Consider the following 21,501-nt stretch of genomic DNA (forward strand, 5'->3'; position numbering starts at 1 on the left):
TCTATTCGTCACTTGACAAAATCTGCTCCAATTCCTCATCATCTGGAACCAGTTGCATGACGAGGGCCGCAAGATCGGATTTCGACATTAGCAGCAATTTCTTTTCGAGGCGAGAGGCCTGTTCCTGGCGCGCTAGGAACGAAGCGCTCGGGCTGTAGTTTTGCGCCATGATGGCCAGGGCCGTCGCCGCAATGTGCTTGCATGGGCCAAACTCGTCGACCGCTGGGCAGGTGCAGCCGCCGGACAGTTTTTCGCCTTTGAGCCGTAACGTTACATTGTAAAGGTGCGTGCCAGCGCATTTGGCGGTCACGTCGTCGGTTGTCACCTTGGTCAACTGCAACTGCCCGCCGGCAAGGTAGGCGCGACCACGATCGATGTAGCGGTCATCTACCAGGTCTCTGATCTGCTCCAGCGTCAGTTTCATAGAAGCCGCGTTCCGATGTTGTAACCGAGGTTTCTGTAACCTGACTCGCGCTTCTGGGCCATTCTCGACAACACCACCTCGTTGCCGTCTCGATAATCATAGATGCGAACGTTGGTCTTCCCGGCGTATCCTCGACCGGCATGGCTATCAAATCCCGCGGCTTTTGCGCCAGGTCTTCGCCCAGAACACCGATAACGGCAGGGCAAACAATCGGTCACCGAGACTGAGCGGTTGAGATCCCAGGTACATAATAATACCAGTCGTTTTCCAGCTTTTGCCGGGCCCCTCGGACATGAACCACTTCAGGTTTTTAAGGTCCGCTGGCGTTATCGTGGTAGATGCCTTGATCTCAAAAGCGACGAGTTCTCGTCCTGTTTCAAGCAGGATATCCACTTCGCGGCCAGCGTCGCCACGCCAGTGCCATGGCCGCCATTCGGAATCCGCGTAAGGAAGGTTCTTGATCAATTCGCTGAAGACCCAAGTTTCCAGGAGGCCGCCCAGCGCCGCCGGATGGGCGTCGGCGGCGAAGCTATCGGCGCCCAGGTTGCGTAGCGCTGAAGCAATCCCGGTGTCCAGTATATGGATTTTGGGATGGCGGATATCGCGGCGTACTTCCCCAGACGCCCAGGCTCCAAGGCGTTTGACCAGGGACAGTCTCTCAAGGACATCGCAATATTGCTCGGCGGTTTGGCGCTGGATGCCGACATTCGAGCAGAGCTCTTGCATGTTCAGCTCATTTGCTGTCCGTGCGGCTAATTGATCGATCGTGCGACGTAGGGCGTCTGTTTTGCGGACTTTCAGAATATCGGCGACGTCGCGATCGACGATGCTGTCAATATAGGCGCGGTACCGGCGCTGCCGGGCGCGCTCGTCGAGCGGGCGGATTTCAGGATAGCCGCCCATTGTTATGAGGTCGATTGCCTCGCTACGCGTGAATTCAGGCAGGTTGGGCAAGGCGGCTAGGTCGGCGGAATGTTGCGCCCAATCCAGGAGAGCGGTCGGAGCTCCACGGTAGATTTCCGCAGCCGACAACGGGTGTAGTACGAGCGTCTGGACGCGTCCGGCGAGCGAATCCATGACCTCGGCGCTCGAAAATATATTCGATGAGCCCGTTAGCAGCACTTGGCCCATGCGACGATGCAGATCGACATGGGCTTTGATCGCCAGGGCGAGGCGTTTTGACCGTTGTGCCTCATCGATGATGAGGGGTGCATTGCCTTCGGCCATGAGGGCTTCAAGTTGGCCGGCCGGATCATTCTCGAATGCGGTAAGGGTCGCTTCGTGATCGAGGGTTACGAAGCGGCCACGTCCATAGAGTTCCCGCACGAGTGTAGTCTTGCCGGCCTGCCGTGGGCCAATGACATTGACGACGCGGGCTGATTGCAAAGCCTCTGTCAGCATCGATGTCATGTGCCGAGGGAAAAGATCGTTGTCCATTATCTCATGAGGGCTTATTGAAACGTGCGATTTGTATATTACATACTCTGCGGAATGTACATTAGAGAATGTGCGAAACTATCATTAAGGATAGCCGCCGCATTTCAAAATAAGCCTTTGCGCTCTCGCGAACAATATTAAAATGCGCAGCGACCAAGATGCTCCTTCAGCGCCATATCTGGCGGCGCAATGGAAGGTCGGGATGGGGTTTCGAGCCAAACCTTGTTGATGATCTGGGCCGCGAGGGCGGATTTGTCCTTGGGCAAGAAGCGGCCGTAGTGTCGGGCAACGGTCTCGGCAGTGTCCTGGATAGCGTAGCCGGCGTGCTCATATGAGCCGGTGGCCTTCAGGATATGGGTGGCCAGGACGTCGCGAACCCCATGGGGTCCGTGCGGTAGTAGTCCCGCGATGGCACCTTGCCCGGTGAAGGGGTTGAACACGCCATAACGCACGATCGTTCGCCGCCACAGATCGTAGAAAGCGGCTTTGTCCAGAGTGACGTCAGCCTTCGGGCCACGCGCCGTTGCCACGAACACCGTGCCTGGATCTGCAGCGCGACCGATCAATATCGGCCGATGCTTGCTGATCCATCCGCTAATAAGCGCGTAGAGCCCGCCAATATCTGGCAGCTCAACGCGGAACGGTCGGCCCTCAAAAAACGATGAGCCGGCGTTTTTGAAGGCTGCAGCAGGGATCAGCACCTCCCAGGCCGTGCCGGTCCAGTGCAGTTCGCCGCGGCGCAGGACTTCCAGCTTGCGCTCCGGCGTCGCCCGCCGCCCGCGCGGGCACAGCAGCAGTTCGCGCAGATTCTTCTGTCGCAAGCCCAGGTGCAGACCGAGCCGCAGCATCAGCAGCGAGCGGATAGCTTCGGCAGCCTCAATCGGATGCGCTTTGGCATCTGGGAGACGGCATTCGATCTCTTCGCAGATTTTGCGGTATTCCCCGATGGGGCTGTCCGCTTCGAGAACGGGAAGGATGGGCTCGAACGGATCGCGGTGCACGCGGGCAACGCGCCGGATATCCAGAGCACGACCGCGCGCGTAAACCAGCAACCGGTCGCAGGCCGACGCCCAGTCACCTCTTGCTTCGGCGATCTGGTCGCGCTTGAGCAGGCCTTTGACGACGCGTAGACGCTGCGCCAGATGGGGTGACTGCCTCAGCCAACCGGTGCCGGGCCGAGCTAGTGCCTGGGCCAGGCGCAGGAAATCGGCTTCGCCAGCAATATAGAAGCCGCGCCGTTCCTCCCGCCAGCGCAACCACAGATCCCAGACCTGCGGCAGTACCAACAGGCCGAGCGACAGGGCATGCGGCTTGATGCCCATCTCGCTCAAGGCGCCGAACATCTGGCCGAACTGGAGGCGTTTCTGCGCGGCGGTCTCGGCATTCCATACGCCGTTGCGCTGCCAGCCGATTGGCACGAAGGCCGTGGTTTTGAACGCGAGCAGAGCCTCGATCTCTTCGAGTAGCTGTGGCGGTGTCACCTCGTCGCCGGCGCGTAAGGACAGGGCATAAGGTGCCTGGAGGCGATCCTGCAGGTAGCGGCGATAATCGGTGCTGCCGGAGCCAAAAGTCCGCTCGACCCAGTCGAGGATTTCCGCCTGTGCTTCCGGCAGCCGATTGCCGAAGTCGGCCGGCAGGTGCCAGGCCAGATCGTCGCGCAAGGCTTTCGGCACGGAGGCCTGCACTTTACTGGGCACAGGCGGCAAGACCGACAGCCGCTCGATCAGGGTATTCTCCGCCAGACCATAACGGACGGCAATCGCACGAAAGTGGGACCAATGTTTTTGGCCGCGCGGCCGGGTCCGGCCGTCGGCCCAGGCCTTGATCGTGCCACCAGATATGGTCAGGCCCAGATCACGCAAGGCCCAGGCGACGCGATCGGTGGAGAGAACATTGGCCATGGCGGGCTCCTCAAAAAGGGAAGGCCAGGTTCGCTGTTATGACAAACGCGCACAAGAAGGTGGCGCATGCGCAAATAAGTGTTTTAGTGAATTCAGTAGGTTACGAGGGGCTTGCGCGAAAATCCGTGTCTTAACGCGAAAAGTGCGCGTTTTTCCGCGTCTTAACGCACATGCGCCGGTCGGCGCGAACGAGCGGATTTTGGCAATGTTAGAAAATTCAGTATGTTAGAAAACGCGGCTTAACTGGCCCGCACAATATCTGTGTGCATTTGCATTAAGACGCGGAAAAATCTGCGTTAAGGAACGGATTTTTCGCCACTAGAGGTGGATTGCGCGATAACTCACCACCCTAGATATTTAAATTAGGTAGCCCCTCACACCATAAACGCGCAACAAGCGCGCACATCAAGTATATTCCAACCCGTTTTTTCAGGGGGTTGATTTGTTGTCTTGAAACATTTCAAGATGTGAAATCGACAGTGACCTATTTTCCTGTGTGATCTAATTGCCATCGATTAGCGCTGATGTTTTCTTGCCTGCAATTGCATAGGACAGGCTTGCGCCCATTCCGGAAGTGACTCGAATTCTGCCCCCTCAACGAAAGCGGACGTCCAATTGACGAGGACATCCGGCACATCTCCTTTTGAATGTGCAGTATTGGTCCTTTCGCCGCGACGTTGCCCCTAGATGTTATCCAATCTTGAGTTCGCTCGGGCAGTTGGTGACCTGCTCCCTATTTCTTGGCCACCCGAAACTAGAATTTCCGGGGGTTAAGGCTCAGGGTGCGGCTGGCGCCGCTGAGCCGGAAACTTTTGTTGCAATTTCATAAATCTTTGTTGAGCACGTTTTCGAGATAGTCTGAAATCCAGCCTCCGCCTGCGGTGGAGATGACCGCGCCGATATAGCCATCTGGGCGTATGAGGATTAGGTCGCCTTCTGTCGTGTCGTAAATCTTCTCCAGTGCGCCAGTCTGGTCTTGGTAGGCGCAATCAGAGCCGATACGGATAATGCGCAGCCCAGGCAAGACGCCGTTAGGAATGGGGCAGGTTGCACCGCGTGCGATCAGCGTCCAGTGTGTACCTTTACAGGTGGCAAAAGACCGGGGCACGAGGCTCGGTGCCAAGCCTAAGATGAATGCGGTGCAGTTTGCCGAAGCGCGAAGCCTGATGCGGGGTGGCTTAAAGACCGAAGCGGTCGCGGCCGGATACAGCGTAGGCCGAGCGACGTTGTTTCGGAATATACGGGGTAAGTCCAAAAGCGGGATGGCGGCGTAGGTATTTGGTGCAACTGATGATGAAATCAATTTTCATAAAAAATAGACAATAAATACGATTTTCATGGATTGGAAACGATTTTCATGAGAAAATGATTTTCATGAAAATAGAAAATAAAATTAAAAATTCACAAGTTGAAAATGTTTTTCACGGGCGCGGCCTCCCGGAAGCCACTATGACGCTTGCTGGCTATGCCGCCCTCATCCAGCATTATAACCTGAAAGTACATCTGCCGGACAGGCTTTCAGCATTAAGCCAGAAACATCGGCGCTACGATGCAGAAGAATGGATGGTCTTCACGCCCCGCCACGCGCCGGAAGAAACATTGCAAGGCCATGTGATGTTTGCCCTTAGACACGAGGCGCTGGACTTGGCCGTGTTGAGAGCGCTTTTTATGGCTGTCGGCCCGAAAGACATAGAAAAAATCATCGTTTCAGAGCCGACAGGCAAGCATAGCCGCCGTTTGTGGTTCATATACGAATGGCTGATGCAAGCGCGTCTGGATATTCCAGACTCTCAAGTGACAAATTTTGTCGATCTTCTGGATTCCGATATTCAGTATCCCGGCGCGGCTGAACCGTCAAAGCGTCACCGCGTCCGCAATAATCTTCCGGGCGTGCCCGAGTTCTGTCCCTTGATCCGGCGCACGCAAAAGCTCGATGCGCTGATGAGTTCTAACCTCAAGGAGAAGGCAGCGCAGGCGTTAGGGCAAGTCCATCCAGACGTGCTTGCACGCGCAGCGGCTTTCCTTTTGTTGAAAAACTCCAAGGCCTCCTATGCAATCGAAGGGGAGCGGCCTCCACATAACCGCGCCGAACGCTGGGGGCGCGCCATTGGACAGGCGGGGCAGCAAAAGCTGTCACCTCGGGAGTTTGTCCATTTGCAGGATATCGTCATCGAGGATCAGCGTTTCGTCAAAATGGGTTGGCGAAAGGAGGGCGGCTTTATTGGTGTCCATGACCGGATATCAAATATCCCGATTCCTGATCATATCTCGGCACGCTGGCAGGATGTTCCCAAACTCATTGACGCGCTTATTGCGGTCAACGACAAACTGACCGCCGGTGATTACGATCCGGTACTGGCGGCGTCGCTCATCGCCTTCGGCTTCGTGTTTATCCACCCGTTTGAAGATGGCAATGGTCGCATACACCGATACCTGATCCATCATGTCCTGATGGAGAAGAGCTTTGCGCCGAAAGGCATCGTTTTCCCCGTATCAGCGGTCATTCTGGAGCGCATTGACGATTATCGCCGCGTGCTGGAAGCATACTCGCGCCAACGCCTTGATCTTATCGAGTGGAAACCGACCGACAAGGGTAACGTGGAGGTGCTTAACGAGACGCTTGATCTCTACCGTTATTTTGACGCAACCAGACAAGCCGAGTTTTTATATGAATGCGTCCGCCAAACCGTCGAACATAGCCTGCCAGAAGAAGTCACCTACCTCGCAAAGCATGACAGAATAAAAAGTGTCGTTGAGGAGAGTTTCGAGATGCCTGATCGTATGATCGAATTGCTGATCAATTTTCTGCATCAAGGGCAGGGCCGGTTATCCAAGCGCGCGCGTGAGAAGGAATTCAAGGCGTTGCGCGATGACGAAGTGGCGCTGTTGGAGACCGCGTATGGCGATATTTTCGATGACGAGAAATCGGAAGCAAAGCGCAGCAGACCTTCTCGACGGGAAGCGCTTCTTGTTTCCGAGTTAAGTGATGAAGACGTGATTGCCATTTTAAACGCCGAGTTGCAGCCTGAAATTGATATTTAATTCTCTATCGAACGAAAGAGCATGGAAAAGGCCCGCCTTGTCCGGCGGGCCTTTTCGTTAAAAGGGCAGTTCGTCGTCCAGATGAGGATATTTACGTTCCTTTGCATCCTCCTCTATTTCAATTTCCGCATAAGCGACGCCGCAATTAGCCGATATCGACCTTCATGGCGAAGTCCCAGGTCCCAGCACCGTTTTTGGCCAGACCGATCATCATCAAACCGAGCGCCTCAAGCGTCTGGGCCATTTGCAAACCGCCAACGTCGAATGGACGCAGCCCAAGTGATCCCGGCTCTCATCGACGAAAAATGGCCGCCGCGGAGCGTCTGACTTTCTGCAAAGACTGGAAGGGGGCAAGGTAAACCGCGACAAAGCGCCATCAATCAGCGCCTTCCTGCGGCAGATCACGGCATGGGGACGATTTGCATCTCGGCAATGGCCTGGATCAGATTTGGCGGCGTTGAATGGAGAGCCTCAGCAAGGCTTTCCATTCTGTCAAAATCCTTAAAGAGAGGGTCAAGGAGCGCTTTCTGATACTCACGACTGTGCTGGCTGATGTAAAACGCGACCAAGTGTGACAAAATCATGACAGGGCGTTGTCAATTAGGAGTGTAAGCGTCTTGAAATATATTCTCCGGTTGAGTGTGGTGTAAATATACCTTCCATGTGTAGAGTCGCATGAGGATAAAACGCCAATTCGGAGGAAATTATGCCTGCATTTCTCGACTTTATTACAGCGACCAGGCGCGTAAAGTCAGTGGACGCGCTCTTTGAAACCCTTGTAGACGCAATGCGAGCGTTCGGGTTCGATTACATTAACTTCTCAGTCATCGCAGCCTACGACATCTCAAGTGTACATTGGGGTTTCGGCCGAATCAACACCTACCCAGGCGCCTGGCGGAAGTATTATGACCTGAATGACTGCCGACGCATCGACCCGGTGGCGCGTTGCGCGACAAGCACTTTCAGACCTTTCTACTGGAGTGAGCTGGATCGGATCTTGCCGCTTACGGCGCGACAGCGGCGATTTCTTCGTGACGCCCAGAAGGCCGGTCTGCACAACGGCGTGGGGGTTCCGTTTAAGGGGCCTATGTCGCAGGTGGCGGGGATTGCTCTGGCGACATCCGAGCCTGTCGTCAAGGAGTTGCCACCGCTTGATCTAATAGTCGCCTATTGCAATCACTTCTTTGAAGTTTTCCGCGCAATGGTCGCACCCGAGCGCACCTTACCAAAATCTGCCATTCTATCCGACAGGGAGTGCCAAGTGCTGGAGGGGATCGTAAAAAGTCTCACGGATGCGCAGATTGCTCAAATGATGGGCATTAAACCCAGCACAATAGATTTCGCATCTGCGAAGCATTTTTCGAAAACTGAAGGTCCGAAATCGCACCGCAGCCGTCATTTCCGCACAAAAAATGGGGCTGATTGACCTCTAAACCACGCGTTTGCTGGATTTTATTTGGTTAATTTCTCTGTTCATCTGGTTCTGCCACATAAAGGAGTAATCAGATGATTAGAGTGATCAGCTACAAAGACATCTCCACCAACTATGAACTGTTTATCGGCCAGCATCAGCTTAGGCACAGAGAGTTTATTGATCGACAGAAATACGAGGTAAAATCGATAGATGGTCTGGAGTTTGATGTTTACGACCATATCGCCACCGTCTATCTGGTTTACTCTGATGATGGTCAACAGGTACTGGGTTTAAGTCGGCTTACACCCGTTCGCTATGGTTGTATGCTGGCCGATCATTTTTCCGACCTGGTCGATGACACCACTGTTTTCCGTTCTCACGACAATGTCTGGGAGAGTACACGTTTCTGTATTGATCATCGCCTGCCGGTAGAGAAGCGTCAGGACATCTGCCACGCGCTGGTCGCGGCCAATATTGAGTTCGGATTGGCACGGGATATCGACCAAATTATCGGCTTGATGCCGACGATGATCCTGCGGTCGGTGTTCGAGAAATCAGGCGTTAGTCTTGATCGCCTGGGGGCGGCTCAACGGGTCGGTGGCCACACCAAAATCCAGGCTGCGTCCATCTCTATATCGAAAGCCCAATGGCAGCGCGTCAAAAGGGTCACCGGCCTTTCGTCTGTTATTTTAAATCACGCCGTCGCGAGACGTGCAAATGTCGCGTAGGCGAACCGCTAACGTGCCGGTACCTGCAGGAAATGGCCATAGCCTCGATGCCAGCCTCTCTCGTACTATTGATGCGATGAGCCTGTTACGTGAGGATCTTCGCCGTGAAGGCATTCAGGATCTGGCCAACGACCTCGACGATATCCTTGTCAAATGCCTCATGCTGTATGTCGATCGCGAGAACAGCAAGGCGACCTTGAATGCGCCGGAGCCAACAAAGGGTTCGGTGCCCAAACCTGAGTAAATGTCCGCGTTTACAGCCAAAGCATAGGCGGCGGCGGGCGCCTCAGAGATGCCAATCTTGGCGTCCCTGAAGGACCTGTAGCCTCAGTACGGTGGGCAGAACGCCCGCCTGGAGTACCACACATGGGCCAGAGCATAAGTGGAACAGGAGAAGGCGATGATTGGACCAATGGCGCCAGTTATACGAGATTTTTGCAAAGCGATCGCCGGACCTGGGCATGGCTTTGGCTCAATCGCAGTCCAGAGTTTCAACGGGCGGCCCGAAATAGGGAATTGACCGAATGGTCTCAACGCAATGGACCGATTGTCCTCGTCGAGAACTTGTGCCGCCATTTTTAGGTGGGGTATGGGTTCATGCGGAAACGCGCGGCGATGGCGATCCGACACGACGGCTGTTCTGGCTACCGGAGTACGATCCGGCGGTAGTGGCAGTACATGCCGAACCGGTACCCCCATCTGATCCAGAAGCGTTCGATATCGCCGAATACGCAGACATGTCCGATCTGGTTATGGATAAACAGGGACGTGAGTTTCTGGTCCTGGATGACGGAAGCCACCAAATTGAATTGCAGGTGTGTTCCGGCACGCTGTCGCAAGGGCCCGTACGCCTGCGATGTGACATCGGGCTCTTCAAGGGCAGCGACGCCAAGGCGCTGACTGTCTTGCGTCTGGGGGCGTTTCGTCGCCTCGGACGGTTTCCGAACAACCTGTTTCCGCCCGAGCGGCGGGCGCCAAAATGGGCGGTCGCGCTCCAGGCCTACGACGGCATGCTCGCGGGGGCCTCGCACAGGGAGATCGCCTGCGTCCTGTTTACAGAGCCGTTCGTGCGTGAGGAATGGAACGGTGGCTCGACCTTTCTGAAGGGCCGCATTCAACGCTTGCTCCGGTATGGAAGGAAAATGGTCGATGGCGATTATAAGACACTCCTCCAGTAAGGGGCAAACCCTCGTCATAGCCACTCTGGCCACGGCGATGGTGGACCGTGCGACTGGTCTTAGGGCCGACCTCGGCGCGAGTTCTGGTGCTGGAAGTGACCGCCATCGGATTGGCAACCGGCGGGCCGCTTGCGCTCAAAGTCCTGGTGGATGGCATGGGGCAGGGGCATGCGTCCACAGCGTGGGCCTTGGGCCTGGTGGTCGCGTTTATCCTCAGTTGGTTCGGCGGGGGCGTTCTTCAGGCCTGGCGCCAAGGTTTCTCCCAGAATATGCTCAACAGGCTGAATGCCGTCATTGTGGACGAGGCCTTGACCTCGGTCATGCCACAACTGGTAGGCAACAGAGATGGCGACAGTGGGCGCCTCCTCGGTGTGATGGAGCGTTTGCCCTACAGTCTTCAGGTCATTGTGGAAGGCCTGATCTGGCAGATTGCGCCGACACTCGTGCAGGTGCTGATCAGCCTGGCCATTATCCTGAGTATCCTAAAGCCGCTCTATGTCGTCATTCTGGCCCTGACGCTTCTAGGTTTTGCCATCTCTGCCTGGTTTGGCGCGGTCAGGCAAAATACCGTCAGCTTAGAGGCCGGGGCCGCCGCCGGACACGTGTCGGAAACATTAGGGGATGTCCTGCGCAACGCCCGCCGCGTCGTGCTCAACGGCGCGCTTTCCGCCGAGCGCCAGCTCATGGCCGAACGGTTCGAAGCGAAACGGCAAGCCTTCCGGCGCATGCTCACCTCACAGGTGCTCATGGCGCTTTTGCAATATGGCACCGCCGGATTAGGCTTGGCTTGTCTGTTGACGCTGGGGGCATACGATGTGTTGGCTGGCCGAATGACGATAGGTGAGTTTGTTTTGTTGCAGGCCTATGGCTTCCGTCTGGTGCTGCCGCTCAGCGGCTTCGGCTTTGTGATCAGCCAAGCCGCGATCGCGCTCCTGACCGTCCGGGAGGTTCTGGACCTGGGAAGGGATGAGCAGGCGGCTCGGATCATCAGTACTCCGCCAGACGGCGCGGCGGAACTGGTACTGCGAAATGTCGCGTTCAGCTATGGTCCGGGTTTGTCCGGTCTTCATGATGTCAACGTGACACTGGCGCCAGGCTCATTCAATGTCATCGTTGGCCCAAATGGCTCGGGCAAATCCACCCTGGCGCAGGTCATGGCAGGCTTGCTTGAGCCCACATCGGGCGATGTCGTCATAAGTGGTGTCCCGTTGCGAACGGTGCCCTGGGATCAGCGCTATCGTTTCATGCTCTATGTGCCTCAGACCGTAACCCTGCTGAATCGAAGCCTGCTGGCGAATGCCCTTTATCCACCCTCGGGGCAGAGCGAAGCTGACATTGCGCAGCTTCTCGCCGAGTGGCGGTTCTTCGATCCTGCGCGTGAGATCGATTTCAGCCTAGGCGTCGGCGAACAGGGAGAGCGCCTGTCCGGCGGCCAGATCCAAAAGCTGGAACTGGCGCGCATTGCTGGGGTCAAGGTTCCGGCCATCATCCTGGATGAAAGCACCTCTGCGCTTGATCCCGCGAGTGAAGCGGATGTGATCCGCACCTTGCGCAAAGGCATTCGCGCGAACACGACGCTGATCATGATCACGCATCGGAAGTCGGTCGCGGAAAATGCGGATCAGGTCCTGTTTATGAAGAATGGGACCTTGCTGCGTGCGGGGCGACACGAGGTGCTCATGCAGGACTCCGCTGCCTATGCCAGATTGTGGGAGACCCTGCGCTGATGCGCCACGCAGCGGCCGAAACACATCATAAGGTGATCGCGCCGAACCGAGCGAATAGAAGCGTAGAGCGACACGTGGCCTCATGGTCTGGGCACCGCAGGAACAGCAACAACAAATTGTTAGTCACTGTATGATAGGTTGAATGACTGATGTGCCATAGACCCCTGGGCGACGATAGTGAGGAGGTCGATATAGGTGGGGAGTGACAATGAACGCCTGTGGTCTCTCTGAGGCAGGGTTTCCCGCAAGGCCGGGGGCAAGCCAGCAACCGCTCATGTCGGCCTTGGCAAAGGGCAGTATCGAGAACCTTTTAAACGCTGTACGAATTCACCTCGGCATGGATGTTGGGTTCATTTCCGAGTTCTCGGGCGATCAACGCTATTTTCGATATGTCGATGCCAAACCCGGGCAAGCCCCTGTAAAGGTAGGTGACGTCATGTCACTTAATGACGGTTATTGTAAGAAGGTTGTCGACGGCGACCTGCCTGAACTTATCGTCGATACGGCGAAGGTTCTTGCAGCCTTGTCTATTCCGGCAACCCACGCGCTGCCTATTGGCTCTCACGTTAGCGTTCCCCTGTTGCTTTCGGACGGTCGCCTCTTCGGCACCTTTTGCTGCTTTAGCCATCTTGCCGATACAACCCTAAATGCCCGGGACCTTGATGTTATGCGTACTTTCGCAGCAATCGTGGCCCACCAAATTGAAACAGAGCTCTACCTTAATGAGGGGCATCAAGAAGCGCGCCGCCGCGTGGAAGCCGTTCTGGCTTCAAGTCTTCCCGATATTGTCTACCAACCCATCTATGATCTTGAGAACCTTCATATCCTTGGTGCCGAAGCCTTGTCGCGCTTTTCATCCGAGCCGGTACGAGCGCCCGATCTTTGGTTTGCCGACGCGGAAGCAGTCGGGTTGAAAGCGGAGCTTGAGCTCAAGGCGATTACAAAGGCCTTACGGGGTTATAAAGATGTTTGGAAGCAAGGCGATATTTACCTAGGTGTAAACTGTTCGCCACAAACTATCGTGGACGCGGATTGGCAGAGCTTACTCAAAGGTGTACCTGCAAGACGGCTCGTGCTTGAGATCACGGAACACGATCATGTCGAAGACTATGATCGCCTCAACCTTGCCCTGAAACCCCTAAGGGCTCGTGGGGTAAAAATCTCCGTAGACGATGCCGGGTCCGGCTACGCCAGCATGAGGCATATCCTGAATCTCAACCCTGATGTTATTAAGCTCGATATCAGCCTCACACGGGGTATTGATGCTGACCGGACGCGACAGGCACTTGCTCGCGCCCTGATCTCGTTCGCCGACCAAATAGGGAGTAAGGTCGTCGCCGAAGGCATAGAAACCGCGGCGGAGCTGTGTAAACTTACTGAACTTGGCACCCATGCAGCACAAGGATATTATCTCGGTCGCCCCCTTCGTGGCGAAAGTTTTTGTGAATTGGCATCAAAGACAAATGAAGGTGTTGCGGCCGTCAATGATGAGTTGTCACTTTCGTCTTCGGTCTGGCGCAGCTCCCGCCATTCTGCTCGGTCGAAGAAGTCAGTATGACGCCCTGCAGACAATCTGTCGTCCACGTCATAGTGATGTTGTGTGACCTCTAGCATTTTGAAGCCTGCCGGCAAAAAGGCCTCACAACCTCGGCATAAAATCAAGTTGCAGACGAATAGGGGGAGAACGACGGAAGCCGGAACCATCCGAAGACAGGCTTGAGCGCGTGACAGGTCCTTCTCGCCCTACGCGCAAGAGTTTCTTACATTGCCCTGTTAGGAACCTAACGAAACTTATGCTCATTAATCACCGGCCGAGTAACAATATGCCACGCATATATCGGCGATTGATGCGGCCGCCGGATAAAGTTTCACAAGGTATGGTGCGGAATAATTCGCGCTGAGCCGCCCTGTAGCAGGTCAAAAAAGAAGGGGGACGAGATAACATCCCCTGTCCACTAACCGTTGAGCTTATCCTTCAAAGCCTTGGCCGGCTGGAAGGTTACCTTCTTGCCGGCAGCGACCTGAATAGTCGCGCCTGTCGACGGATTGCGGGCTTCACGGGCTGGCGTTTCCTTGGTCTTGAATTTGCCAAAGCCCGGGAAATTGACTTCCTCGCCGGCAACAGCGGCGTCTGTAATGGCCTTCAGTACGCCGTCAACAATAGCTTTGGCGGCGGTTTTGGTCAGGCCGTGTGCTGCGGCGAGCGTCTCGGTCAGGTCGGTCGTGTTCATGTTGAAATCCTTTGTTATCTTTGTCAAACCTGTACCCATTCGCCCATTGGGTCAATTACTGCCTGCACAAAACGCTGCTGTGGTTGTGGAAAGGCTGCCGGTAAAAGCACAATATCCGGCAGGCGATAGGACCAAAGCAGGTGACAGAACGATCGGCGGCAAAACAACTTATGACCTTCAGGAACGCCCCCATGAACCGCAATCTGCATTGCAGGCTTATTGTTCCGGGAAGAGGCCTGGCATCCAACGGCCTGCAAGTGTTGCAGGGAAGGCAAGGCGCAGGCATCCCCTTGGGGTCGGCGATGAAAGAACGCCGGCGTCGGTCAGGCCGGAGATGATACGCCGCCCCTGGCGGTCGCCTACGCCGGTTATGTTCGCAATTTCACCACGGTTCACTTCGCCTCTGTAAAGTAAGGCGTCGAGTACAAGTTCAGAATTAGCCGGAAGGGCGCCGATGTCGATTTCTTCTTTTGCCCATAGTTTGAGGCGCGCTCTCAACCGGTCTGGCTGGACAAGACTTTCCATGAATTCGACCTGATCCAGAGCCGTTTTAAGAAAGAAGCGTGTAAAGTCGACGAGAGCGCTTTCGCTCAGATTGCCGCGTCCATCCCGGTCGCCGTGGCGGATTTCGTCGCAACTGGCCAAATGGCGTTTGTACGCCTCAACCTGGCGAGCCAGCCCGCGTGAAATCGACCAAAGGGCACCCGTATCGAGTTGTTCCAGGAACATGGCATGAGAGACAAGGCGCGCTAGGCGCCCGTTTCCGTCGAGAAAGGGGTGAACCCAAAGAAGGCGGTGATGGGCGGCGGCTGTACCCAGAATCCGGTCAGCCTTACCCAAATGCCGGAATGCGTCTTCAAGCCTTGTCAGAAAGCGCGGCACGGCACCTGCGCTGATGCTAATGTGCCTGCCGAGCTGAACGTCGTGGGCACGTAATTCCCCGCCTGTGACCCGGATGCGCTCACCGGTATCGGGATTTTCTACCCATTGAAGGCTTTCAGGCAGGTGTTCGTAGAATTTGCGATGAATATCGCAAATGGCATTCAGGTTGAGTACGCCCTCCGTCAGTCCGCCTCCATCAATCCAGGCCTGAACTGAGATATGGGCCGTAGCTTCAAGTTGGAGATCACGCTTGGCTGTGTCGGTGCTGTAATCTTGGCGCAGCGCCTTTTCGATATCGACAGGATGGGTATTATGGCCTTCGATGAGGTTACTGTAATAGCAATTCATCGAACGGACGAGGTCACTTAGAGACGCGGCAATTTCTGCTGGAAGGCTTCGGCGAAATCCGGCTGACTTCTGGGCAAGATCCAATGCGAGATCAATCAATTCGCTGCGGCCACGTGCCTCGCTTCCGGGAACCACAGGCTCCATCAAACCAACATGTTCGCCTCTATCATCAGCCATCTCTATGTCCGCTATAAAGTCCGTTACGTTGTTGGCTAAAGATCATATACATTAAGGCATTTGGAAAAGAAATCGTTAAAAATAGCCGAAAAAATGTCCGCTACAATGTCCGTTAATGGTTGTCGTTCAGTGGTCCAGCTTTGAAGCCTTAAAATGCATAGGCTAAGGCACACGCCCAATAGGGTATCTAGCGCCTAACGACCAGGTACGTCGTGCGGATGTGCTTCCGGCATCGCGGGACGCGCCTTGAAGGCCACAAAAGATGCGGCTAAAGACAAGCCAAGGTCGGCCCTGCCGAGCAAGAAGGCTACCTGGAGCGCTTGCCCCGTTTCGCGTGCCAGGGTGCCAGCAGCGCGGCGATGACCAGGATAATCACCCAACCGCCAAGAATGACCGCAATCATCATGCCGGCACCACGTCACTGGGCGCGCCAAAGGGTGTGGACTTTAACAGACCATCGGGCAGCGCACGCTGAAGCTTTTTAGCCGTCGACCAATCGGCTGTCAGCCAGGTTTCCCAGTCTTCGGGCTCAGTCAAGATGACAGGCATGGCCTTGGCGTGGATCGGTTTAACCTCCGCATTGGGCTCCGTCGTCAGAAAGGCATAGAACTGCCCCGCTGTAGGCGCTTCGTCTTTCGCCCGTATCTGGCGACTGTGCGTATCGAAAATCCCAGCCAACAGACCAACCGGGCGCCCATCGGCAAATTCGAAGTAATGGTTCCTGTGCTTTTCGTCGGGCTCGGAAAACATCGTAAAGGGCACCAGACAGCGATGTTCGACACCGAGCCAGCGCCGCCAATGATCAACATAGGTTTTGCGGATATTGGTGATGCCGCGGTCATAGCTCATTGGCTTGCCCGTCTTCGTAACTAGATGCTCTACAGGCGTAGGCATGCCCCAGACCGCATCGTCAAGCACGAGGTCCCCCTCCTCAAGCCGGAGGATGGGCGCCCGGTAGTTTGGGAAGATGCCCGGCAAAATGTCCTGATTGCTCTTGCGGCGCGCCTGTCGCCACCCTTTGACCAGGGCTATTACGGCATCGGCATTTGTCGTGACATTATAGGCGTTGCACATGACCAAGCCTTGGGCAAAATGAAGCCCCTAAGCTACAGCCTTGACGTCTTACGTCAATGAAAAGAGATTATGCCTTTAAATGTGAATGTCTTTCGGCGCCGCATACTGGGTTGACAGGCCAAGGTCGCGTGCTGCTTGCATGTTGAGGATGCGCACAATGTCCGGCGCGGCTTCGGCAACAAAGAAAGGCTTGCCGTCGATGTCGTAGTGATAGCCGCCGACTTGGAACATGGCCGGATTGGCGCGGTTCTTGGAGACCTGCTGAGGCTGGTCGCTGTCTCTGAACAAGACCCAGGCGCTGTCATACAATCGAATGCTCATGGAGGTGTCTATATCGTGTGAAGAGGCATGCGGTCTAGCCTGAGGAGCGTCCGCACGTCAAATTTGATGAGGTCTACGATAAGTGCCACGCGAGCGAGCGCCTGAACTCCATGCGGAAGCCGTAGACGACGACCTGATCGCGAAGCGCTTTCCCCGCAAGCCGTCAGGTTCCGCATTCCGGGGTAGAGTATCCGATAGGTGGGGCCTATCGCACCGCGCCGCGATAGGTCTTGGCGTCGGATTCAAATTTCGCATGTCCGTAGCGTTCGAGCAGGCCTTCCAGCTTAGCGACCAGAACGCGATCGGCAAGCTCCCTGACCACCGGTATATCCGCCAGGACCCCGAAGACACGCAATTGCGAAAAGATTCGAGCTGCCGCGATCAGGGCCAGCTTTCGATCCTTTAACGTGTAGTGGACGCCCATCTGGCGGGCGCGTTGCGCGTCACCTTGCAGGAAGTGCTTGATGAAAAAGGCCTTCGAGAAGCTGCGCTCCAGCTCCCGATCGAGTTTGCCGCTTAAGGACGCGTCTTGAGACAGTTCCGTGTTCATCGTGCCGCGCACCAGCGCGCCACAGGTCGCCTCATCGAACGCGGGGCGCAAGGTCGCCTGGCGCGCCAGCATAAGACGTGCGACCGATCTGGGTGTATCGCCAAGCAGAGCCTCGGGCAGCCCCAACAGAAAACAGCGATAGCGTCCGATTTCGATCCGTGCGCGTTCCGCAGGCGTAAACGTTTCACGACCTTCCTTCAGCGCCTGAAAGGCGATCAGAAATGATCCGATCTGCCCCGCCGGCATCTGGTCAACCTGCGGAATGGGTACGCCGTAAACCTGCGGGTCCCAAAGGCCGTCGCGTTGCATGACATTGAACCGCACCATGGCATGCATGAGGCGGACCATGGCCGCCGCTTTAAACGCAGCACCGTTGCGCTCCAACGCGCCGGGCATCACCGTCAGAGTAAAAAATGTCGCCGTTTCATGCACGCGCTTGGCCGCGAGCTGGTCGGACAACTGACCGGTGAGGGCCATCGGCAGGGCCGAATACTTGTTCATGAACGTGGCGAGGAAGGCGCCACGAATGGCGAAGGGCACGAGGTGCGCATAATGATTGCGCTCGATCCGGGCGCCTTCACGCACCAGATTCATGTCCAGCCATGCGGGCCTGACCTCCATGGCGTTCAGGAAGGCTGCCAACTCAGGCGGTGCCTCCGGTGTAGCCTCTAGACCTTTGTCGCACGCCGTATGCAGCCACTGAACGATTTGCCGAAAACCAAATTCAGGGATGCGGGCCGCATAGGCGTCAGCCACGGCGTCGCCGGTCAGGGTGTAGGCGGCCATCAGTTCTATCAGAGGCTTGTCAGCCATGATGTCCGGGATCAGGTGCGCAAACTCTTGCAGACCCTCGCTGGAGGGCATGAAGGTAAATCGCTCCGGGAGTTGGCTGAAATCGACTTTTGCGTAAATAGACGGAAGGTCTGTCGCCTGTCGCTCAACCTGTCGCCACAGATCTGGGTGAAACTGCCGCTCTTGCATCGTCTGTCCTTTTGCCACCCCTCCCAGTATATTGGCCTAATGCAGAGCGAAAACAACCGGTTTGCCAGACAGGCAACAGGATGACCTAGGCGTCGTCTGACAGGGCGCGGACCAGGTCGAGAATTTTGCGGCGATGGGTCGCGGATCTGACGCGAGGATAAACTTCCGCCAGTTCGATGCCTTCGGTCGTCATCAGGAACTCGTGGACGAATCTCTCAGAGTCGGATTCGCTAAATCCTTCAGGTGTCTCGCCCTCCGCATAGCCTTCAAAGAAATAGGCGACTGGCGCTCTCAAAAACTTCGCTATTTCGTAAAGCTTGGACGCGCTGATCCGGTTGGAGCCGCGCTCGTATTTCTGAATCTGCTGGAAGGTAAGGCCAATCGCATCGGCCAGATCGGTTTGTGACAAACCTAAAAACTTTCGACGCATGCGGACCCTGGCGCCGACATGCAGATCGACCGGATTAATGCTGTTGTCGTCAAAGGCCATCTTCGTCCTCGTTGAGAAGGTGTTGAACGCCGAGCATAGTCGGCTTCATCGCTCTGGCGATGTCGCCTACAGGTATTGCGCGTAGGTGTGGCCGCCTTATGGCTCAGGTTGAGCCAGATATATACTGTTTGAAATGAATAGAAGAATATTCTGCCATATTTCGCGTAGCCGGTGTGCAGTGCAGCATCATGGCGCGACCTAAATGGTTCGGCAATAAAAATATGACGCATGACATTTCAAATCTAAGCCTTTGGACAGCCGCAGATTTTTATCCCCTTTCAAGGTGCTATGACGCCGCTCTCTTGTCTGCATACGCTGTCTACGTATTGACTCCGTTTTCAAAAAGAACAAATGTAGAACGAATGTGTTAATTTAGCTCCAGAAGGGACGTTTGATGTCATGTCAGTCGCCAGTACGGCCACCCTCACAGACCTCCGCCAGCAGATCGCCGGCCTTGAGCGGGTCTACACACGGCTTCGAACGGTCCTACCATTCGCTGTCCCCGCCATCGATGCACAGCTACCAGGGGGCGGACTCGCCTTGGGAGCCCTTCATGAAATTGCCGGCGGCGCCCAGGACGCAGTAGACGGCGCGGCGTCCGCTGCCTTTGCAGCAGGGATCGCCGCGCGAACGGGCGGTTCGGTCCTGTGGTGCTACAACCGCACCGACTTGTATGAACCGGCGCTGGCGAGGTTCGGACTGACGGCCGATCGGGTAATCTTCTTTGAGGGCGCCGATGAGAGCGAGGTCCTGGGCGCTTTTGAATACGCGCTTCGCCATGGCGGCCCGACCGCGGTCGTCGGCGAACTGTCTGGCTTGTCCCAGGTCGCGTCCCAGCGCCTGCAACTGGCGGCGGAGACGTCCGGCACCATGGCCATCGCCTTGAGGCGTTGGCGGCGCAATGTCGATGCGCGGGACTTCGGCAATCAGACGACGTCCTTTACGCGGTGGCGAGTGACAGAAATCAGCTCCGAGCGCTTACCGGTGCGGGGCGTCGGACGCGCGCGCTGGCAACTGGAACTCATGCGCTGTCGCGGCGGAAGATGTGCGGATTTTGAAGTAGAGGCGTGTGATGCCAAGGGTAATATCGTTGTTCCTGCCTTACTGGCCGATCGATCGGCTGAGGCGGGCAATGGGAACCTCCGGGCCATCTCGTGAGGTCCCGCTGATCTTAAAAGGATCTGATGGGCGGCGGCGCATCGTTACCGCAGCCGATGACCTGGCGCTGCAAATGGGCGTTTACGTTGGCATGCCGGTCGCCAAGGCCGAAGCCCTGTTCTCCGATCTCGTCATCCTGGAGGCTGACCCGAAAGCCGATGCGGCCGCGTTGCAAAAACTGGCGGTCTGGGGGTTGCGACATTATTCACCGAATGTGGCTGCTGACCCGCCGGACGGGCTGGTTCTCGACATCCAGGGCGCTGCCCATCTCTTTGGGGGAGAGGCAGGCCTGATTGACGATATGCGCTGTCGGCTGTCTGACCTGGGGATCACAGGCATAGTAGCCGTCGCCGAGACCTGGGGCTCGGCTCATGCTCTGGCGCGCTTCGGCGGGCAACCCGTCCAGATCGTTGAGACGGGGAAGGCCGGACAGGCGCTGCGTCGACTGCCGGTCGAAGCTTTGCGCCTGCCGCCAGAGATGTTACCCGATCTGCATCTGCTGGGTCTTGATACCATCGGCGAACTGGCCGCTAAGCCACGTCCGCCCTTGGCCAAGGCGTTTGGCAACAAGCTGTTTCGCCGTATCGACCAGGCTTTTGGAAGACTGGCCGAGCCAATCGAGCCGGTGGACGCTCCGGAGCTCATCAAGATCGAGCGCATCTTCGCCGAGCCCATTGGCGCGCCAGAGACCATCGAGAAATACACCCGGCGTCTTGTCGGTCAGATGTGTGAGCGTCTGGAGGAGCATGGACTTGGCGTGCGCCGGCTCGACCTGCATTACACGCGTACTGACAACAAGGTGGAGACGATCTTCGTCGCCACGGCCAAGCCGGTACGCGAGCCCAAGCGTTTGTCAAAACTCCTGTGCGATAAGATCGAAACCGTCGATCCCGGTTGGGGCATCGACAAGATGGTCATGACGGCCGCGTTCACAGAGCCGCTCATTATAAAGCAAGTCCTGGCGCCATTCGAGGCGCCGGCGCGCCCGGACATGGACGAGCTGTGCGACGGTCTGACCAACCGCTATGGCGAAGCGAGCGTCTATAGAGCCATACCGGTGGCGACCGATATTCCGGAGCGCTCCGTCAAACGCGTCTCCCCGGCATCAACGCTGACGGGCTCCGATCGCAATGCGCTCTACCGGCGACCACAGCGCATCTATCACAAGCCCGAACCCATCATGGCCATGGCCGTCATGCCCGATTATCCACCGCGCGCCTTTACCTGGCGTGGGCAGAGATACGCCGTCGCCTGCGCCGATGGCCCTGAGCGCGTCCAGGGCGAGTGGTGGGTAAACCCCCGGGAAAAGGGCAAGGTGCGGGATTACTTCATTCTTGAAGTCGATAGCGGTGAGCGCTTATGGGTGTTCCGCACCGGTGACGGCGTGCATGGTAACACGGGCTCGCTCGCCTGGTATATACACGGAAAGTTTGAGTAG

General features: G+C 56.4%; 19 protein-coding genes. 9 read left to right on the forward strand and 10 right to left on the reverse strand.

What is annotated here, in order from left to right:
- Window position 1 precedes the first annotated feature (1 nt).
- The 4 genes from ABQ278_RS17675 to ABQ278_RS17690 all read right to left on the reverse strand — a co-directional run bounded on the left by ABQ278_RS17675 (window position 2) and on the right by ABQ278_RS17690 (window position 4,870).
- Window positions 2-424 (reverse strand): SWIM zinc finger family protein, encoded by a 423-nt coding sequence (locus tag ABQ278_RS17675; protein ID WP_349322347.1) that lies wholly within the window; start codon window positions 422-424, stop codon window positions 2-4.
- 147 nt (window positions 425-571) lie between these two features.
- Entirely contained in the window at window positions 572-1,864 is a 1,293-nt protein-coding gene (locus tag ABQ278_RS17680) for an ATP-binding protein (RefSeq protein ID WP_349322660.1), read from the reverse strand.
- Window positions 1,865-1,998: 134 nt separating this feature from the next.
- Window positions 1,999-3,762 carry a hypothetical protein gene (locus ABQ278_RS17685; RefSeq protein ID WP_349322348.1) on the reverse strand — a complete coding sequence of 588 codons (1,764 nt, stop codon included), beginning with the start codon at window positions 3,760-3,762 and terminating at the stop codon, window positions 1,999-2,001.
- An 823-nt stretch (window positions 3,763-4,585) separates the two neighbouring features.
- A complete protein-coding gene (locus ABQ278_RS17690; RefSeq protein ID WP_349322349.1) occupies window positions 4,586-4,870 on the reverse strand; it encodes a hypothetical protein in 285 nt (94 codons plus the stop codon).
- A 266-nt stretch (window positions 4,871-5,136) separates the two neighbouring features.
- Here ABQ278_RS17690 and ABQ278_RS17695 point away from each other — a divergent pair, with 266 nt between their 5' ends.
- The 7 genes from ABQ278_RS17695 to ABQ278_RS17725 all read left to right on the forward strand — a co-directional run bounded on the left by ABQ278_RS17695 (window position 5,137) and on the right by ABQ278_RS17725 (window position 13,409).
- Window positions 5,137-6,804 carry a Fic family protein gene (locus tag ABQ278_RS17695; RefSeq protein WP_349322350.1) on the forward strand — a complete coding sequence of 556 codons (1,668 nt, stop codon included), beginning with the start codon at window positions 5,137-5,139 and terminating at the stop codon, window positions 6,802-6,804.
- Between the two features lie 706 nt (window positions 6,805-7,510).
- On the forward strand, window positions 7,511-8,230 hold the full coding sequence (locus ABQ278_RS17700) for an autoinducer binding domain-containing protein (RefSeq protein ID WP_349322351.1): 720 nt from the start codon (window positions 7,511-7,513) through the stop codon (window positions 8,228-8,230).
- A gap of 80 nt (window positions 8,231-8,310) precedes the next feature.
- Window positions 8,311-8,946: an acyl-homoserine-lactone synthase gene (locus tag ABQ278_RS17705; RefSeq protein WP_349322352.1), complete on the forward strand. Its 636-nt coding sequence runs from the start codon at window positions 8,311-8,313 to the stop codon at window positions 8,944-8,946.
- A 13-nt stretch (window positions 8,947-8,959) separates the two neighbouring features.
- Window positions 8,960-9,190 carry a hypothetical protein gene (locus tag ABQ278_RS17710; RefSeq protein WP_349322353.1) on the forward strand — a complete coding sequence of 77 codons (231 nt, stop codon included), beginning with the start codon at window positions 8,960-8,962 and terminating at the stop codon, window positions 9,188-9,190.
- Between the two features lie 280 nt (window positions 9,191-9,470).
- Window positions 9,471-10,124, forward strand: coding sequence for a DUF2285 domain-containing protein (locus ABQ278_RS17715; protein ID WP_349322354.1), 654 nt, complete (start codon window positions 9,471-9,473; stop codon window positions 10,122-10,124).
- 86 nt (window positions 10,125-10,210) lie between these two features.
- Window positions 10,211-11,851 carry an ABC transporter ATP-binding protein gene (locus ABQ278_RS17720; RefSeq protein ID WP_349322355.1) on the forward strand — a complete coding sequence of 547 codons (1,641 nt, stop codon included), beginning with the start codon at window positions 10,211-10,213 and terminating at the stop codon, window positions 11,849-11,851.
- 208 nt (window positions 11,852-12,059) lie between these two features.
- Entirely contained in the window at window positions 12,060-13,409 is a 1,350-nt protein-coding gene (locus tag ABQ278_RS17725) for an EAL domain-containing protein (protein WP_349322356.1), read from the forward strand.
- A gap of 397 nt (window positions 13,410-13,806) precedes the next feature.
- On the opposite strand, the gene ABQ278_RS17730 is transcribed toward ABQ278_RS17725, so the two are convergent.
- The 6 genes from ABQ278_RS17730 to ABQ278_RS17755 all read right to left on the reverse strand — a co-directional run bounded on the left by ABQ278_RS17730 (window position 13,807) and on the right by ABQ278_RS17755 (window position 18,905).
- Window positions 13,807-14,082 (reverse strand): HU family DNA-binding protein, encoded by a 276-nt coding sequence (locus tag ABQ278_RS17730; protein ID WP_349322357.1) that lies wholly within the window; start codon window positions 14,080-14,082, stop codon window positions 13,807-13,809.
- A gap of 216 nt (window positions 14,083-14,298) precedes the next feature.
- A complete protein-coding gene (locus ABQ278_RS17735) occupies window positions 14,299-15,489 on the reverse strand; it encodes a Fic family protein (RefSeq protein WP_349322358.1) in 1,191 nt (396 codons plus the stop codon).
- A 402-nt stretch (window positions 15,490-15,891) separates the two neighbouring features.
- Window positions 15,892-16,563: an SOS response-associated peptidase family protein gene (locus tag ABQ278_RS17740; RefSeq protein WP_349322359.1), complete on the reverse strand. Its 672-nt coding sequence runs from the start codon at window positions 16,561-16,563 to the stop codon at window positions 15,892-15,894.
- Between the two features lie 75 nt (window positions 16,564-16,638).
- Window positions 16,639-16,884, reverse strand: a complete 246-nt coding sequence (locus ABQ278_RS17745) for a hypothetical protein (protein ID WP_349322360.1) — start codon at window positions 16,882-16,884, stop codon at window positions 16,639-16,641.
- Between the two features lie 205 nt (window positions 16,885-17,089).
- Window positions 17,090-18,298: an oxygenase MpaB family protein gene (locus ABQ278_RS17750; protein ID WP_349322361.1), complete on the reverse strand. Its 1,209-nt coding sequence runs from the start codon at window positions 18,296-18,298 to the stop codon at window positions 17,090-17,092.
- Window positions 18,299-18,500: 202 nt separating this feature from the next.
- Entirely contained in the window at window positions 18,501-18,905 is a 405-nt protein-coding gene (locus tag ABQ278_RS17755) for a helix-turn-helix transcriptional regulator (RefSeq protein WP_349322362.1), read from the reverse strand.
- Between the two features lie 399 nt (window positions 18,906-19,304).
- On the opposite strand from ABQ278_RS17755, the gene ABQ278_RS17760 reads away from it, so the two are divergent.
- On the forward strand, window positions 19,305-20,063 hold the full coding sequence (locus ABQ278_RS17760; RefSeq protein WP_349322363.1) for a damage-inducible protein: 759 nt from the start codon (window positions 19,305-19,307) through the stop codon (window positions 20,061-20,063).
- Window positions 20,038-21,501, forward strand: coding sequence for a DNA polymerase Y family protein (locus ABQ278_RS17765; RefSeq protein WP_349322364.1), 1,464 nt, complete (start codon window positions 20,038-20,040; stop codon window positions 21,499-21,501). Before ABQ278_RS17760 ends, ABQ278_RS17765 begins: the two co-directional genes overlap by 26 nt.

The sequence above is a fragment of the Asticcacaulis sp. MM231 genome (assembly GCF_964186625.1).
In the GTDB taxonomy this organism is placed as follows: domain Bacteria; phylum Pseudomonadota; class Alphaproteobacteria; order Caulobacterales; family Caulobacteraceae; genus Asticcacaulis.